The sequence below is a fragment of the Pseudomonas sp. JAI115 genome (assembly GCF_014200835.1).
Lineage (GTDB): Bacteria > Pseudomonadota > Gammaproteobacteria > Pseudomonadales > Pseudomonadaceae > Aquipseudomonas > Aquipseudomonas putida_A.
In genome coordinates, this window is record NZ_JACHCY010000007.1 from 19,824 (window position 1) to 33,959 (window position 14,136).

Sequence of the window (14,136 nt, forward strand, 5' to 3'; positions counted from 1 at the left end):
CCTTGACAGGCCCCGGTGTGGGTCCTAGCATGCCGCGCAACCCTTCTGGAGCAACTGTCGCTGATGCAACCCCAAGCTTTCTACCGCGCGGTGGCGGACGATTTTAACGCCGTCGACGGCATCATCAAGAAGCAGCTGACTTCCCGAGTGCCGCTGGTATCGAAAATCGGCGATTACATCACCTCGGCCGGCGGCAAACGCCTGCGTCCTTTATTGGTGCTGCTGTGCGGCAAGGCCCTGGGTCGCGAAGGCGACGACATGCGCCTGCTGGCCGCCACCATCGAATTCCTGCACACCGCGACCCTGCTGCATGACGACGTGGTCGACATGTCCGGCATGCGCCGTGGCCGCTCGACCGCCAACGCCATGTGGGGCAACGCCCCGAGCGTGCTGGTCGGCGACTTCCTGTACTCGCGCTCGTTCGAAATGATGGTCGAACTGGGTTCGATGCCGGTGATGAAGATCCTGTCCCAGGCCACGCGCATCATCGCCGAAGGCGAAGTGTTGCAACTGTCCAAGGTACGCGACGCCAGCACCACCGAAGAAACCTACATGGAAGTCATCCGCGGCAAGACCGCGATGCTTTTCGAAGCCTCGACCCACAGCGCCGCCGCACTGGCCGGTGCCACCGCCGAGCAGAGCGAAGCCCTGCGCACCTTCGGTGATCACCTCGGCGTGGCGTTCCAGCTGGTCGACGACCTGCTGGACTACAAGGGCGATGCCGAGACTCTGGGCAAGAACGTCGGTGACGATCTGGCCGAAGGCAAGCCGACCCTGCCGCTGATCTACACCATGCGCGAAGGTACGCCGGAGCAAGCTGCTCTGGTACGTCAGGCGATCCAGAAAGGCGGGATCGAAGACCTCGAAAGCATCCGCATCGCCGTGGAAGCCTCGGGTTCGCTGGAGTACACCGCGCAACTGGCCCGCGACTACGTGGCCCGTGCGATCAAGTGCCTCGACGCGCTGCCGGCCAGCGAATACCGCGATGCACTGGTGGAACTGAGCGAGTTTGCGGTCGCCCGCACGCACTGATCTGCCTTCTGTGGGAGCGGGCTTGCTCGCGAAAGCAACCTGTCATTCAACATTAATGTTCAATGACACACCGCATTCGCGAGCAAGCCCGCTCCCACAGTTGTTTCTGCGCTATGCCCTCCTGCGCGTAAAACCCTATACAATGTGCGACTTTTAGCGATCCCCTATCAAGGAGCCTTAGTGAGCACGTTGCCACCCTGCCCGAAATGCAATTCCGAATACACCTACGAAGACGGTGCCCAACTGATCTGCCCTGAGTGCGCCCACGAGTGGTCGGCCAGCGGCGAAGCTGAAGTGGCATCCGATGATGCCGTGAAGAAAGATTCGGTCGGCAACGTGCTTCAGGACGGCGACACCATTACCGTGATCAAGGACCTGAAGGTCAAGGGCACCTCGCTGGTGGTCAAGGTCGGTACCAAGGTCAAGAACATCCGCCTGTGCGACGGCGACCACGACATCGACTGCAAGATCGATGGCATCGGCCCGATGAAGCTCAAGTCCGAGTTCGTCAGAAAGGTCTGATCCTGCTGTCAGCCATCCCGTGCCCGCCGCGGGATGGTGCGTCACCCTCCCCGCCAGCCCCCGCATTCTCGCGTAATAGCCAGACGCCAGCCGTTTTGACCTTACGCAATCTTTACCCGGAAAAAATCGCATTCCGCCAATAGGCACTTGCTATTTGACGAATAAGAATTATTCTCATTGAAACCTTTCAAGGAGATGAGACCCATGACTTATTTGATCGACGCCTGGCTGGATCGCCCACACCCGTACCTCAGGATCCTGCATCGGGAAACCGGCGAAGTCTGTGCGGTACTGGAAGAAGAAGCCCTGCATGAGCTGCAGGATCAGGGTGATCTGGACGTCAGCAGCCTGAATTCCAGCGAACCGCTGGTGCTCAAGGAGCTGGTGCGCAATCTGTTCCTGTTCTGCTATGCCCGGGCCTTGCGCCCGACCAATGAGCTGCATCACAAGATCGAAATATGAGTAGCGCGGAAAAAACTGTGGGAGCCAGCCTGCTGGCGAAAGCGCTGTGTCAGGCAACGAATGATTGCCTGAAAGGACGCCTTCGCGAGCAAGCCCGCTCCCACATTATTGACCTGTCACCGGGACAGGCCAGGCATTACAGAACGTCCAGCAGCTCGACGTCGAATACCAGAACGCTGTGCGGCGGGATGCTGCCGACGCCTTGAGCGCCGTAAGCCAGTTCGCTCGGCACGTACAAGCGCCATTTGCTGCCGGCATTCATCAGTTGCAGAGCTTCGGTCCAGCCAGCAATCACGCCGCCAACCGGGAATTCTGCTGGCTGGCCACGATCGTAGGAGCTGTCGAACACAGTGCCGTCGATCAGCATGCCGTGGTAGTGAGTACGCACGGTGTCTTCACGGGACGGCTTGGCGCCTTCGCCCTGGGTCAGCACTTCGAATTGCAGACCGGAAGCCAGAGTAGTGATGCCTTCTTTCTTGGCGTTTTCAGCCAGGAAAGCACGGCCTTCACCGGCAGCCGCTTCAGCTTTGGCGGCGGCTTCGGCTTGCATGATCTCGCGGATAACCTTGAAGCTGGCGGACATGGCTTCCTGATCGACACGGCTTGGCTTGCCGGCGAATGCGTCGGTCAGACCGGCCAGGATGGCGTCCAGGCTGACACCCGGTGGCGGGTTGTCGCGCAGCTGGTCACCCAGCTGACGGCCAATACCGTAGCTGACGCGGGTTTCGTCGGTGGACAGATTTACTTCGGACATGACACTGCTCCGCTGTGCGGACGGCCATCAGACTTGCCGTGCGTGCACAGCGCGTCCCGGCGCGCCCGGAACCAAAAGGGCGAGCAGACTAGCACAGATGCCCGGCGATGGGGCGCAAGGCCTATAGGGCCGAACGCCAGGCCAGTGGCACTTTCAGGCTTTCATCGACGCTGCCGCCCAGGCCGCACATTTCGTCGTGCACCGAGGTGTGCACAAGGTTGAACGGCAGCACCGGAAAGTTATGCAAAAGATCCCGTGCATGCTCCACCGAACGCAGCTGCAGCATCTCGCCCTTGAGATCACTAAGCGGATACGCCGCCCCGTGCATCCGCGCTTCGAGCAGATAAATCCCGCCCTCCATGGAGATCAGGTTCAGCTCATCGACCTTTCTGGCGATGGCAAACGCATTCAACTCTTGCAGGTTCATGAACGCACCTCGTGCGGTGGCGAGCCAGGACCCTTACAGGGATATGCCCGCGCGCACCAAAGCACAAGCCACAAACGACACCGCCCGTCTGTTTCGCAACAGACGGGCGGTGTTTTTGCAGCGTTCAGCCAATGATCAGTGCTTGGTGAGCTTGTCCAGGTAACCCATCGCGAACGCCGAAATCACGAAGGTCATGTGGATGATCACGTACCACATCAGGTGCTCGGGATCGACGTTCTTGGCATCCATGAAGATCCGCAGCAGGTGGATCGAGGAAATCGCCACGATCGACGCCGCCACTTTCATCTTCAGCGACGAGGAGTCCATGGTGCCCAGCCAGCTGAGCTTCTCTTTGCCTTCGTCGATGTTCAGCTCGGACACGAAGTTCTCGTAGCCGGAAATCATCACCATCACCAGCAAGCCGCCCACCAGCGCCATGTCGATCAGCGACAGCAGCACCAGGATCAGATCCGATTCGGCCATGGAAAACACGTTGGGAATGACATGAAACACTTCCTGGAAGAATTTCAATGCCAGCGCCAGCAGCCCGAGGGACAGCCCGATATAGATCGGCGCCAGCAGCCAGCGCGTGGCGTACATTGCATTTTCGATAAAGCGTTCCATTGACTCTCACACAATAAGGATTGAAATCGGCGGCGAGTATACCAGCCGCCCGTGACCGCCAGAAACCGCCCGGCTCGCACCTCCCATCACCGCAACCTGCGTGTGTGTGTTAATTTTTTTCTGCTACTGTCCAAACCATTGACCGCCTAGCGAAAGTGGACAGGACGACTGGAAATGCATGTGCGATTACCGTTGACGACTGCCGGAGTTTGCCTCGTTCTGCTGCTGGGTGGCTGCTCACCCGGCGATGAGAAAAAGCCCTCGGTCAGCCTCGACGCGAAGACGGCAACCTTCGAACACTCACTGGACGCCATTACCGACCCGAAACTCAAGGACGCCGTGACCGAACTCGGTGGTTCGCTGCTGCTGCTCGAACGCGCGCAGCTCAAGCTCGACAGCACCCCGCTGAAAACCGTCTACGGCGAAGACACCCTCGGCATCCTCAAGCACTACCCTTCGCCGCAGGCGCTGGTCGATACCTTTATCAACGGCCTGTTCGTGCTGCACAAGGACGCCAGCTCCGACTACCTCACTGACCTGCAACCGGTGTTCCCGTTCAACCTGAACATCCCCGGCGGTTTTCTGTTCCCGCACGGCGTGGAATGGCAGTCGGTGACCCTGAGCAACAAGCGCGTGATCGCCTATCAGCCGGAATGGTCGGAAACCGATCCCGGCATTCAGTTGAGCCCGTCCAGTTCCAACGTCACCAACCCCGATGACCTGACCGTGACCTACCCGTTCATCGAAGGGCTGAACGTGGACAAGAAGAGCCAGCCACAACCGGTGAGCCTGCAAGGCAAAGTCGAAGTCATCGCGCCGCGCCGCCTGTTCAGCTTCAACCTGAGCCAGAAGGACGTCGGCCAGACCCGCACCGATGACAACCTCAGCGTCACCCTGCTGAAGCTTGAAAAGAACTACGCCGAAGTCGAATTCAGCAACAGCCTGCCACTGGCCCCTGAGGTCGAGGGTGCGCAACTCAATCCAGTCATCGTTCAGGCCCGTGACACCAACGGGCAATACCTGGTGCGCGCCGGCTCAATCAATGAGAGCCCGGCACAAGTCGCTTTCTACGAGAAACAACTGGCGCATCTGCAACAGCAGAAAACCTGGAGCGAGGCGTTGGAAAAACAGCTCGAGGACGAACAGCAGACCTTCGAGCAGCAGCATCCGCGCCGCTACAACAAGGTCTACTTCAACGGCCCCATCGACACCCTCGAAGTCAGCGTGCTGGATTTCTCATCGGCAACCGTGACCCGCAAAACACTGGATCTGCCAGTGCGCACTTTCAGCCAGCACACCACCGAAAAAGCCATCCAACCGCTGGACCCGGCGGTGGTCGTCTATGACGATCTGGCGCCGAACTGGCTCAAGGGCGCGAGCCTCACCGAGGAAGCGTTGAAGGCCGGTATCCGCATCCATCAGTCCGTGGAGGATCCGAGCGCTGCACGCATCGAGTTCTCTCACCGGCGAACCTTCAACGATGAATTGCTCGGTGATGATTTCAGCCCCGGCGAGAGTCCCGTGACGTTCTTCACCGAGAAACGCAGCGGCAAACTCGATGAGCCGATCGAACTGCCGCCCGAGGCGTATCAGGTCGATCCGCTGCAGGCGACCATCACTTACGATTTGAACCTGTTTCCGGAAACCCCGGCGATTGCCGTGGGGTCGATGCCGCTGTTTCTCGCCAGCGTGGAGAAAAAAGCCTACGACGCCAAATCCCTGCCCAAAGGCCTGGAGATCAAGAACAACACGTTGGTGGTGGACCTGAAACTATTTCCGGCCAACGCTTGGCGATTCTTCGTCAAGGACGACAGCGGCAACTACCTGAAACAGATTCTCTCGGTCAGTCATGACGCGAGTGCGGATGGCCCGGCGCTGTTCGGCGTGCATTACTTCTATGGTCGTCCAACGCACGTGGAGACCTATCAGCGGACCGAGCTCAATACCGTGCAATACGGCTTTGAGGTCAAACTCGACAAGGCGCAGCAGTCCGACACCGCGCCATGATTGCGCCTAGTGGTCGAACACGCCGACCGTACGCCCACGCCCGCCATTGATCTGGCGCAACTGTGCCTGCAGGTGCAGGCTCCAGATCTGCGGATCGTCGGCCAGCTCGTAGCCGTGCATCGTCAGGCTTTCCACAATAGTGTCGAGAATCGACTCGGCGGCGACCGGCCCGTGAAACGGGCCCTGGGCCTTGATGGCGGAGGGTTGTTCGCCGGCCATGCCGGCAGCGAAGAGCAAGGTCCACATGCCGTTATCGCCGGCCAGCGGTTTGATGGCGCATTCGATGCGGGTCACAAGACCCAGGCATTGACGGGTGAGGCAGAGGTTGCGCGACATGGCGGCGACCCTCGGTAAAGCCTGTATTCAGCCTTCACGCGAAGGCTGTTTCGATCCAGTGATACTGTCGATGTCCTTGAGCAGAGAATAGAAGAAAAGTCCGCCGCGCAAGCTGGATAGAACCAGAAGGCGCCGAATGGTCATTGTGTGAATTCTGACGTCAGAGTAGTGGCACTTTTCCCGAAGATCACCACAAAAATCAATCTGGAAAAACAACTGTGGGAGGGGGCTTGCTCCCTCCCACAGTTTTTACCGCGTTTGCGGTCAGGCTGGTTTGGCTTCGGCTAGTGCCTCCTGCGCCAGTTCCTTTTCCGCCTCTTTGAGGTCGTCTTCACTGATCATCTCGGCAATCACCCGCAGACGCTCGACCACGCGCGCGTTGACGCTGCCTTCAGGGAACTGACCGTCAGCATCCGGCTCACCGGCCGGCTCGCCGACCAGCAGGCTCAGCGCTTCGTCAGCCTGACGCACCGCGTACACGTGGAACTGCCCGGCGCGCACCGCCGCCAGCACCTTCTCGTCGAGCATCAGCGTGGCGACGTTGGCCTGCGGAATGATCGCGCCCTGCTCGCCGGTCAACCCACGTGCTTCGCAGAGACGGAAGAAGCCCTCGATTTTCTCGTTGACCCCGCCTACTGCCTGCACTTCGCCGAACTGGTTGATCGAGCCGGTGATCGCAAAGCACTGCTTGAGCGGCGTCTTCGACAGCGCCGAAATCAGCGTGCAGGCCTCGCCCAGCGACGCACTGTCGCCATCGACGTAACCGTAGGATTGCTCCAGCGCAATGCTCGCGGAAATCGCCAGCGGGAATTCCTGCGCGTAACGGCTGCCCAGATACCCGGTGAGGATCATCACGCCCTTGGAGTGGATCGGCTGACCGAGGTTGACCTCGCGCTCGATGTCGACGATACCGCTGCCGCCCGGGTACACCGTGGCGGAAATCCGCGCCGGCACACCGAACGCCGAATCACCCACTTCGAGCACAGTCAGCCCGTTGCACTTGCCGACCGCCGCGCCGTCGGTGTCGATCAGGATGATCCCGGCGAGCATGTCGTCGAGAATCCGCGCCGAAACCCGACCGGTACGAGTGGCCTTGGCTTTCAGCGCCCGCTCGATGTGCCCGGCATCGGTCATTTCATCACCGGCCAGATGACGAATGAAATCCGCTTCACTGACCAGTTGGAACAGATCGCCGATCCGCGCCGACAAACGCCCCTGATGCTCGGCCAGCCGTGCGCTGTAGGTCGCCAGACGCGCCACCGCATCGGCGGTCAGCGGTGCCATGCCTTCTTCCGAAGTGCGGGTTTTCAGCAACTGGGCAAATTGCTCCAGGCTTTCGTCGACCATCGGGATGTCTTCGTCGAAGTCGACCAGCACGCGGAACATCTCCTGGAAGTCCGGATCGAGGTCCTGCAGCGTGTAATACAACTGCCGCGCGCCGATGATGATGACTTTGACCTGCAACGGAATGTGTTGCGGGTTGAGGGTCACCGTGGCGAAACGGCCCATCTCGCCCAGCGGCGATTCCATTTTCAGCTTGCGCGATTGCAGGGCGCGTTTCAGCGCGTCCCACACGAACGGCTCGCTGAGCATTTTTTCCGCTTCAAGGATCAGGAAGCCGCCGTTGGCGCGATGCAAAGCACCTGGGCGCAACTGCCGGTAAGTGGTGTAAAGCGCGCCCTGATCGGTGGTGTACTCGATGCGGCCGAACAGGTTTTCGTAAGTCGGGTGCGGCTCGAACACCACCGGCGCCCCGCCGCTGGCCGGATGACCGACCACCAGGCTCGGCGCGTATTGCTCTTCCAGCAGTTTGCGCGCCACGGCGTCGGTCTTGCTGTCGTCGACCAGTTGCTCGACCACGGTTTTCAGCAAGTACACCTGCATCGCTTGCAGGTAACCGCAGACCGCAGCGTTCTCCGCGTACTTCTCGGACAACGGCGAGAGCAACGGCTGCAAGGCCAGGGTGATGGTTTCCTCGTTGAGCTGACGCAGTTGATTGTTCGACTCACGCTTCCACTGCGGCAGGCTGGCGAGTTCTTCGTTCAGACGCTCTTCGAGGCCGGAGATGTCTTCGTGAAACCGTTCGCGCTCGGCTTCCGGCAATTGGGCGAATTCCGCTTCATCCAGCGCCTTGCCTTCAAGCATCGGCGTGAAGGCGATATTGCTGCTGTCGCGGTACAGGGCGACGTCCTTCTCCAGCGCCAGCCGCTCGATGATATCGAGGGCCTTGTCGTAGCGCTGGTTGAAGGCGCGGTCGATGGCGCTTTTCTTCTGCTGGTAGGACGGGTGTTCGAACACTGCCGGAAAGGTTGCCAGCAGGTTATCGATCAGGCCGTTGATGTCACCGATGAACGAAGCCGCAGTGCCAGAAGGCAATTCCAGCGCGCGGGGCTCGCGCGGCTCATCGAAATTATTGACGTAGACCCAGTCCGCCGGGGTCTGCAGGCGCTTGCCTTCGGCCTTCAGGTAGCGTTTGACGAACGAGAAGCGACCAGTGCCGGGCTCGCCCATGACAAAGACGTTGTAACCGGGGCGTGGCATCGCCACACCGAACTGTAAGGCTTCGACCGCACGTTCCTGGCCGAGCACACCGCGAAAGGGCTCCAGATCATTGGTGGTAGTGAAGCTGAACTGTTCAGCGGAAAACGGACGAGTCAGCGCTTCGGGCGCTATACGCAGGCTGGCAGCAACAGGATCAGGCATCGGGCTTCCTTAACAATCAGGCGGGGCGGATAGCGGCATTCTGGCGCTGCCCGTGCCCCACTGGCAAGGCGCGCCACACGACAAAGCATAGACAACCGGGTGACCCTGCCCCGCCCCCCGGCAAATCGGGGTTATCGCCAAATCTTTTGTAAAAACTCACGGAACCCCTGGAACGTGCCTAAACTCCAAACTGCGCGGCTGGAACGAATACTGGCCCACTGGCACCTTCAGGTGTCAGAACCCTGTCCATTGGTATGCACACAAAGAGAACAAAGCTATGAAACGGATTCTTCTCGGTACTCTCTTCACCGCTGTTTCCATCAACGCCATGGCGCAAGCCCCGGGTGGCCCGGATTGCGGTTGGGGCAACATGCTGTTCGAAGGTCAGCGTGGCACCCCGGCACACTTCCTGGCATCCACCACTAACGGCACCTCCGGTAACGCTACGTTCGGTATGACTTCCGGCACCAACGGTTGCTCGACCAACGCGTCTCTGACCTACGGCGGTAAATCCTGGTTCGCCATGAATGGCATGATGAACGAGCTGTCCGAAGACATGGCCAAGGGCAACGGCGAAGCGCTGACGACCTACGCCGTGGTACTGGGCGTGGCGCCGGAAGACCGTGCGCACTTCGCTGCTGTCACTCACGAGCACTTCCAGCAGATCTTCAGCAAAGCTGACGTGACCGCAGAAGACGTGCATACCAACACCCTGGCCGTGCTGAAGTCGGACCCACGTCTGGCCAAGTACGCAACTCAGGCTTAAGCTCGACCCCACCCGCTTCTTTCGGGAAGCGGGTTTTGTTTTTTGGACCTGCCCTCCTTGGGTCTTTTGTTTCTTTTCGACTTAAGTTGCCACTTATGCTCAAACGCCTTGCCTGGCTGGCGCTCTGTGTCTGCGCCCCGCTGTCCGCCGCGCCTCACATCGACCCTCAACGTTTGCAGCAACTGGCCAACGACCGCTTCTGGATTTCCCTCGGTCATTACGAAACCGCCAAGCTTGGCGGCTGGCGCAGCTATGTCAGCGACAGGAAATTCTTTCTCGCGCCCGATGGCAACGAACACCCCGACCATGAGCTGGCCGCCACCGTGCAGGCGCTGTACGCCCCGGCCAGTCTCGGCGAGCAGCATGCGCAATGCGTCTACCCGGCGCGTACGCGCTGGCTGAAAGCCCAGCTCAACCTGACCGATCTGCCCGCCCCCGATTGCGCCGAATTCAAGAAGTGGTTCAAGGACGTCTCGCCGCACAGCGCGGTGATGATCTTCCCGGCGGCCTACCTCAACAGCCCGTCGTCGATGTTCGGCCACACGCTGTTGCGCATCGATCAGGCTGACGTGCAGGCCGACAAGACTTCACTGCTGAGTTACGCGATCAACTTCGGCGCTTACATTGAAGGCTCGGACAACAGCATTCTCTACGCCTGGAAGGGCGTGATGGGTGGCTATCCCGGGCTGTTCGCACTGGTGCCGTACCAGGAAAAACTCTCCGAGTACCGCAGCCTGGAAAACCGCGACCTGTGGGAATACCGGCTGAACCTGACGCAAGCAGAAACCGCACGCATGGTCGAGCATGTGTGGGAGCTGAAGCAGATCCAGTTCGACTATTTCTTCTTCGACGAAAACTGCTCCTATCGCCTGCTCGAACTGCTGCAAGTGGCACGTCCGAGCCTGCACCTGACCGAGCAATTCCCGCTGACCGCCATCCCTACCGATACGGTCAAAGCGGTGAAAGAGGCCGGGCTGGTGGAAAGCATCGAATATCGCCCGTCACGCGAGCGTGAATTGCTCAGCCGCGCCGAACCGTTGAACAGCGAAGAACAGCAATGGGTGCTGAAGGTCAGTGCCGATCAACAGGTGTTGCAGGAGCCGACTTTCAAGGCCCTGCCCCGGGATCGTCAGGCGTTGATCATCGATGCGGCATATCGTCTCGAGCGCTACCGCGCCAACGGCCAGGAGCGTGATGTGCAACGCGCTCAGCGCAGCTTCGATCTGCTGCGGGCGATCAACAAGAACCCGGCGCCGGAGTTGCAGATTCCACAACCGGGCCTGCCGGAAGACGGCCATGAATCACGCACCTGGCAGGCCGGCATCGGCACGCGGGGCGATCGTGCATTCGGCGAGTACGGCTTGCGCATGGCCTATCACGATCTCAATGACAACGCCGAGAGCTTCCCCCTCGGCGCGCAGATCGAAATTCTGCAGATGAAGCTGCGCCAGTACGAAGGCAACCAGTGGCAATTTCAGCAACTGGACCTGGCGACCATCCGCTCGCTGACCCCGCGCAATGAACTGCTGCAGCCTCTGTCGTGGCAAGTCACCGGTGGCCTTGAGCGAGTACCGGGCAAGCATGATGACGAGACGCTGGTCAGCCACGTCAACGGTGGTGGTGGCGGTACCTGGGCGTTAGGTGATGACGTATTGGGTTTTGCCCTCGGCACCGTGCGCGTTGAACACAACAATGACTTCGCCGAGTTCGTCTCCCCGGCCGGCGGTTTCAATACCGGCGTGTTGTGGAAAAACCCGTTGGGCAATCTCAGCCTGGAAGCCAAGGGCGATTACTTCTTCAATGGTGAAGTGCGCCGTAGCTTGAGCCTGAATCAGCAATGGGAGCTGTCGCGCAACCTCGGTTTGCGCCTGACGGCACAGCGTGAGTTCAGCCACCTCGCCACCCCGGAAACCGAGGTCATGCTTGAAGTGAAGTGGTATCACTACTGACCTGAAGGCCGACAAATCCCCCCTGTAGGAGCGAGCCTGCTCGCGAAAGCGGTGGGTCATTCAGCATCATTGTTGAATGCCAGATTGCATTCGCGAGCAGGCTCGCTCCCACATTGGTTTTTGGCGGGTAATGGATTTTTCACTCGTCTTCGACATCCGTCTCATGAATCCGCTTCTAGACTTTCCCTATCAGCCGAGAATCGGCGCGGGAGAGTGCGATGTGGCGGTGTGCGGGATTGCTGGGTGTTTTGCTGTTGCTCGGGGGTTGCCAGACCACCCATGAAGACTTGATCGCCAAAGGTTATCCACCGGCCTTCGCCGACGGCTTTGATGATGGCTGCGTCAGTGGTCGGCAAGCCGCCGGTTCGATCAGTGGCGAGTTTCGCAAGAACGTGCCGCGCTATCTCAAGGACAAGCAATACGCCGAAGGCTGGACCGACGGCTTCCGCCAGTGTCAGGCAATGCTGGAAAACAAGGATCGCGAAGAGTATCGCAACGAGCACTGGGACGAACGCGAGCGCGCCTGGCAGCAGCAGAAAGATCAGGACGCCGGGCGGGCTTATCGCTCGCAATAGGTCGCTTCCAGACATCCAGTGAAACCAAATGCCGGCGACCATGGCCCAAACTCTTTGCAGAGGAGGACAGCATGAGCCGCGCTTTCGTCAACGAAGATAACGCCGCTGCGCAAGCCGATCAGCCCGTCGAACGGCAGGTCAGTGCGCAGCCCAATTACGTCACCCCCCAAGGATTGGTGCAGTTGCAGGCCAAAGTCGCCGAACTGCAAGCCCTGCACGCCGAGCAATCGGCCAAGGGCGAACAGGCCGACAAGCAGCGCCAGGCCGATCTCGAAAGAGATTTGCGCTACTTCAACCAACGCCTCGCCAGCGCACAGGTCGCGGCCCCGGCGATCTCGACCGATAAAGTGCAGATCGGCAGCTGGGTGACCTACGCCGACGAACACGACACCGAAAGTCGGGTGCAACTGGTCGGCGAAGATCAGGCCGACGCCAGCCAAGGCCTGATCAACTGGGCTTCGCCGCTGGGCCGGGCGCTGCTCGGCGCCCGGCTCAATGACGAAGTGCTGTGGCAGCGCCCCGCTGGCGATCAGCTGATTGAAGTGATTCGCATCGAACCGGCTTAAACCACACCCTGCGCGAGCATCGCATCCGCGACTTTGACGAAGCCGGCGATGTTCGCGCCTTTGACGTAGTTGATCCGTCCGTTCTCTTCGCCGTAATGCACGCAGGCGTGGTGGATCGACTGCATGATCGCGTGCAGCTTGCTGTCCACCTCACCCGCCGTCCACAGCAGGCGCATGGCGTTCTGCGACATCTCCAGACCGCTGACCGCGACCCCGCCGGCGTTCGACGCCTTGCCCGGGGCGAACAGAATGCCGGCCTCGACGAAGATATCCACAGCCGCAAGCGTGGTCGGCATGTTCGCGCCCTCGGCCACGCATACGCAGCCGTTGCGCAGCAGCGTACGTGCGGCGTCTGCATCGAGTTCGTTCTGCGTGGCACACGGCAGCGCGATGTCGCACGACAGCGACCAGGGCAACTGACCGGCGCGGAACTCCAGACCGAACGCCGTGGCCAGTTCGCTGATGCGTCCGCGTTTGACGTTTTTCAGCTCCAGCAGCGCCTGCCACTGTTCTTCGCTCAAGCCCGATTCGCAGTACAGCGTGCCTTCGGAGTCGGACAGCGAAATCACCTTGCCGCCCAGGTCCATGACCTTGCGCGCCGCGTACTGCGCGACGTTGCCGGAACCGGAGATCGCCACGCGCTTGCCTTCGACGGTCTGCCCGCGGCGCTTGAGCATCTCCTCGGCGAAGTACACGCAACCGAAACCGGTGGCTTCCGGGCGAATCAGGCTGCCGCCATAGGTCATGCCTTTACCGGTCAACACGCTGGTGAACTGGTTGCTCAGGCGTTTGTACTGGCCAAACAGGAAACCGATCTCCCGCGCACCGACACCGATGTCACCAGCCGGCACGTCAACGTCCGCGCCGATGTGGCGGTACAGCTCGCTCATGAACGCCTGGCAGAAACGCATGACTTCGGCGTCGCTCTTGCCCTTAGGATCGAAGTCCGAACCGCCCTTGCCGCCGCCCATGGGCAACGAGGTCAGGGAGTTCTTGAAGGTCTGTTCGAAGGCGAGAAACTTCAGCACGCCCATGTTCACCGAAGGATGGAAGCGCAAGCCGCCCTTGTACGGGCCGATTGCGCTGTTCATCTGAATGCGGAACCCGCGATTGACCTGGACCTTGCCCTGATCGTCGACCCACGACACGCGAAACACCACCGCGCGCTCCGGCTCGCAGATGCGCTCCAGAATGCCTGAGGTCAGGTAACGCGGATTGGCTTCGAGAAACGGCCACAGACTGCGCAGGACCTCTTCGACGGCCTGGTGGAATTCGGGTTGATCCGGGTCGCGTTTTTTCAGGCGGGCGAGGAAGGATTCGACGGATTCGATCATGGGAAAAGTCTCGGCAAATTTATTGTCGTTGGAAGCGATTGAGCCGGACTGTAGCAAACGATTTGCGCACAGGAACAGC

The 14,136-nt window shown here is 60.2% G+C and carries 14 protein-coding genes; 8 read left to right on the top strand and 6 right to left on the bottom strand.

Annotation, left to right across the window (positions count from 1 at the left end):
• Window positions 1–63: 63 nt before the first annotated feature.
• The 3 genes from HDC30_RS17310 to HDC30_RS17320 all read left to right on the top strand — a co-directional run bounded on the left by HDC30_RS17310 (window position 64) and on the right by HDC30_RS17320 (window position 2,016).
• A complete protein-coding gene (locus HDC30_RS17310) occupies window positions 64–1,032 on the top strand; it encodes a polyprenyl synthetase family protein (RefSeq protein ID WP_003228362.1) in 969 nt (322 codons plus the stop codon).
• A gap of 180 nt (window positions 1,033–1,212) precedes the next feature.
• On the top strand, window positions 1,213–1,554 hold the full coding sequence (locus HDC30_RS17315) for a zinc ribbon domain-containing protein YjdM (RefSeq protein ID WP_025108781.1): 342 nt from the start codon (window positions 1,213–1,215) through the stop codon (window positions 1,552–1,554).
• A gap of 204 nt (window positions 1,555–1,758) precedes the next feature.
• The gene (locus HDC30_RS17320) at window positions 1,759–2,016 is read left to right on the top strand and encodes a hypothetical protein (RefSeq protein ID WP_003228365.1); all 258 of its coding nucleotides are present in this window, start codon (window positions 1,759–1,761) and stop codon (window positions 2,014–2,016) included.
• Between the two features lie 136 nt (window positions 2,017–2,152).
• On the opposite strand, the gene HDC30_RS17325 is transcribed toward HDC30_RS17320, so the two are convergent.
• From HDC30_RS17325 to HDC30_RS17335, 3 genes are all read right to left on the bottom strand, one after another.
• Window positions 2,153–2,770: an FKBP-type peptidyl-prolyl cis-trans isomerase gene (locus HDC30_RS17325; protein WP_003228367.1), complete on the bottom strand. Its 618-nt coding sequence runs from the start codon at window positions 2,768–2,770 to the stop codon at window positions 2,153–2,155.
• Window positions 2,771–2,891: 121 nt separating this feature from the next.
• Window positions 2,892–3,197: a DUF6482 family protein gene (locus HDC30_RS17330; RefSeq protein WP_027612827.1), complete on the bottom strand. Its 306-nt coding sequence runs from the start codon at window positions 3,195–3,197 to the stop codon at window positions 2,892–2,894.
• Window positions 3,198–3,332: 135 nt separating this feature from the next.
• The gene (locus tag HDC30_RS17335; protein ID WP_007963798.1) at window positions 3,333–3,821 is read right to left on the bottom strand and encodes a TIGR00645 family protein; all 489 of its coding nucleotides are present in this window, start codon (window positions 3,819–3,821) and stop codon (window positions 3,333–3,335) included.
• Window positions 3,822–3,995: 174 nt separating this feature from the next.
• Between HDC30_RS17335 and HDC30_RS17340 the strand changes: the two genes are divergently transcribed.
• Complete coding sequence (locus tag HDC30_RS17340) at window positions 3,996–5,828, top strand: hypothetical protein (protein ID WP_183784148.1); 1,833 nt, start codon at window positions 3,996–3,998, stop codon at window positions 5,826–5,828.
• 6 nt (window positions 5,829–5,834) lie between these two features.
• Here the strand turns inward: HDC30_RS17340 and HDC30_RS17345 are convergent, their stop codons facing one another.
• Window positions 5,835–6,164 (bottom strand): hypothetical protein, encoded by a 330-nt coding sequence (locus HDC30_RS17345; RefSeq protein ID WP_007963794.1) that lies wholly within the window; start codon window positions 6,162–6,164, stop codon window positions 5,835–5,837.
• Between the two features lie 264 nt (window positions 6,165–6,428).
• Window positions 6,429–8,867: a Lon protease family protein gene (locus HDC30_RS17350; protein WP_027612829.1), complete on the bottom strand. Its 2,439-nt coding sequence runs from the start codon at window positions 8,865–8,867 to the stop codon at window positions 6,429–6,431.
• 277 nt (window positions 8,868–9,144) lie between these two features.
• On the opposite strand from HDC30_RS17350, the gene HDC30_RS17355 reads away from it, so the two are divergent.
• From HDC30_RS17355 to HDC30_RS17370, 4 genes are all read left to right on the top strand, one after another.
• The gene (locus HDC30_RS17355; RefSeq protein ID WP_007909797.1) at window positions 9,145–9,633 is read left to right on the top strand and encodes a DUF3015 domain-containing protein; all 489 of its coding nucleotides are present in this window, start codon (window positions 9,145–9,147) and stop codon (window positions 9,631–9,633) included.
• Window positions 9,634–9,728: 95 nt separating this feature from the next.
• Window positions 9,729–11,582, top strand: a complete 1,854-nt coding sequence (locus HDC30_RS17360) for a DUF4105 domain-containing protein (protein WP_183784150.1) — start codon at window positions 9,729–9,731, stop codon at window positions 11,580–11,582.
• 218 nt (window positions 11,583–11,800) lie between these two features.
• Window positions 11,801–12,157 carry a hypothetical protein gene (locus tag HDC30_RS17365; protein WP_007963787.1) on the top strand — a complete coding sequence of 119 codons (357 nt, stop codon included), beginning with the start codon at window positions 11,801–11,803 and terminating at the stop codon, window positions 12,155–12,157.
• A gap of 71 nt (window positions 12,158–12,228) precedes the next feature.
• Window positions 12,229–12,723, top strand: coding sequence for a GreA/GreB family elongation factor (locus HDC30_RS17370; protein ID WP_096795243.1), 495 nt, complete (start codon window positions 12,229–12,231; stop codon window positions 12,721–12,723).
• Here the strand turns inward: HDC30_RS17370 and gdhA are convergent.
• Entirely contained in the window at window positions 12,720–14,057 is a 1,338-nt protein-coding gene (gdhA, locus tag HDC30_RS17375) for an NADP-specific glutamate dehydrogenase (protein WP_150367950.1), read from the bottom strand. The genes HDC30_RS17370 and gdhA overlap by 4 nt on opposite strands.
• Window positions 14,058–14,136: the final 79 nt, after the last annotated feature.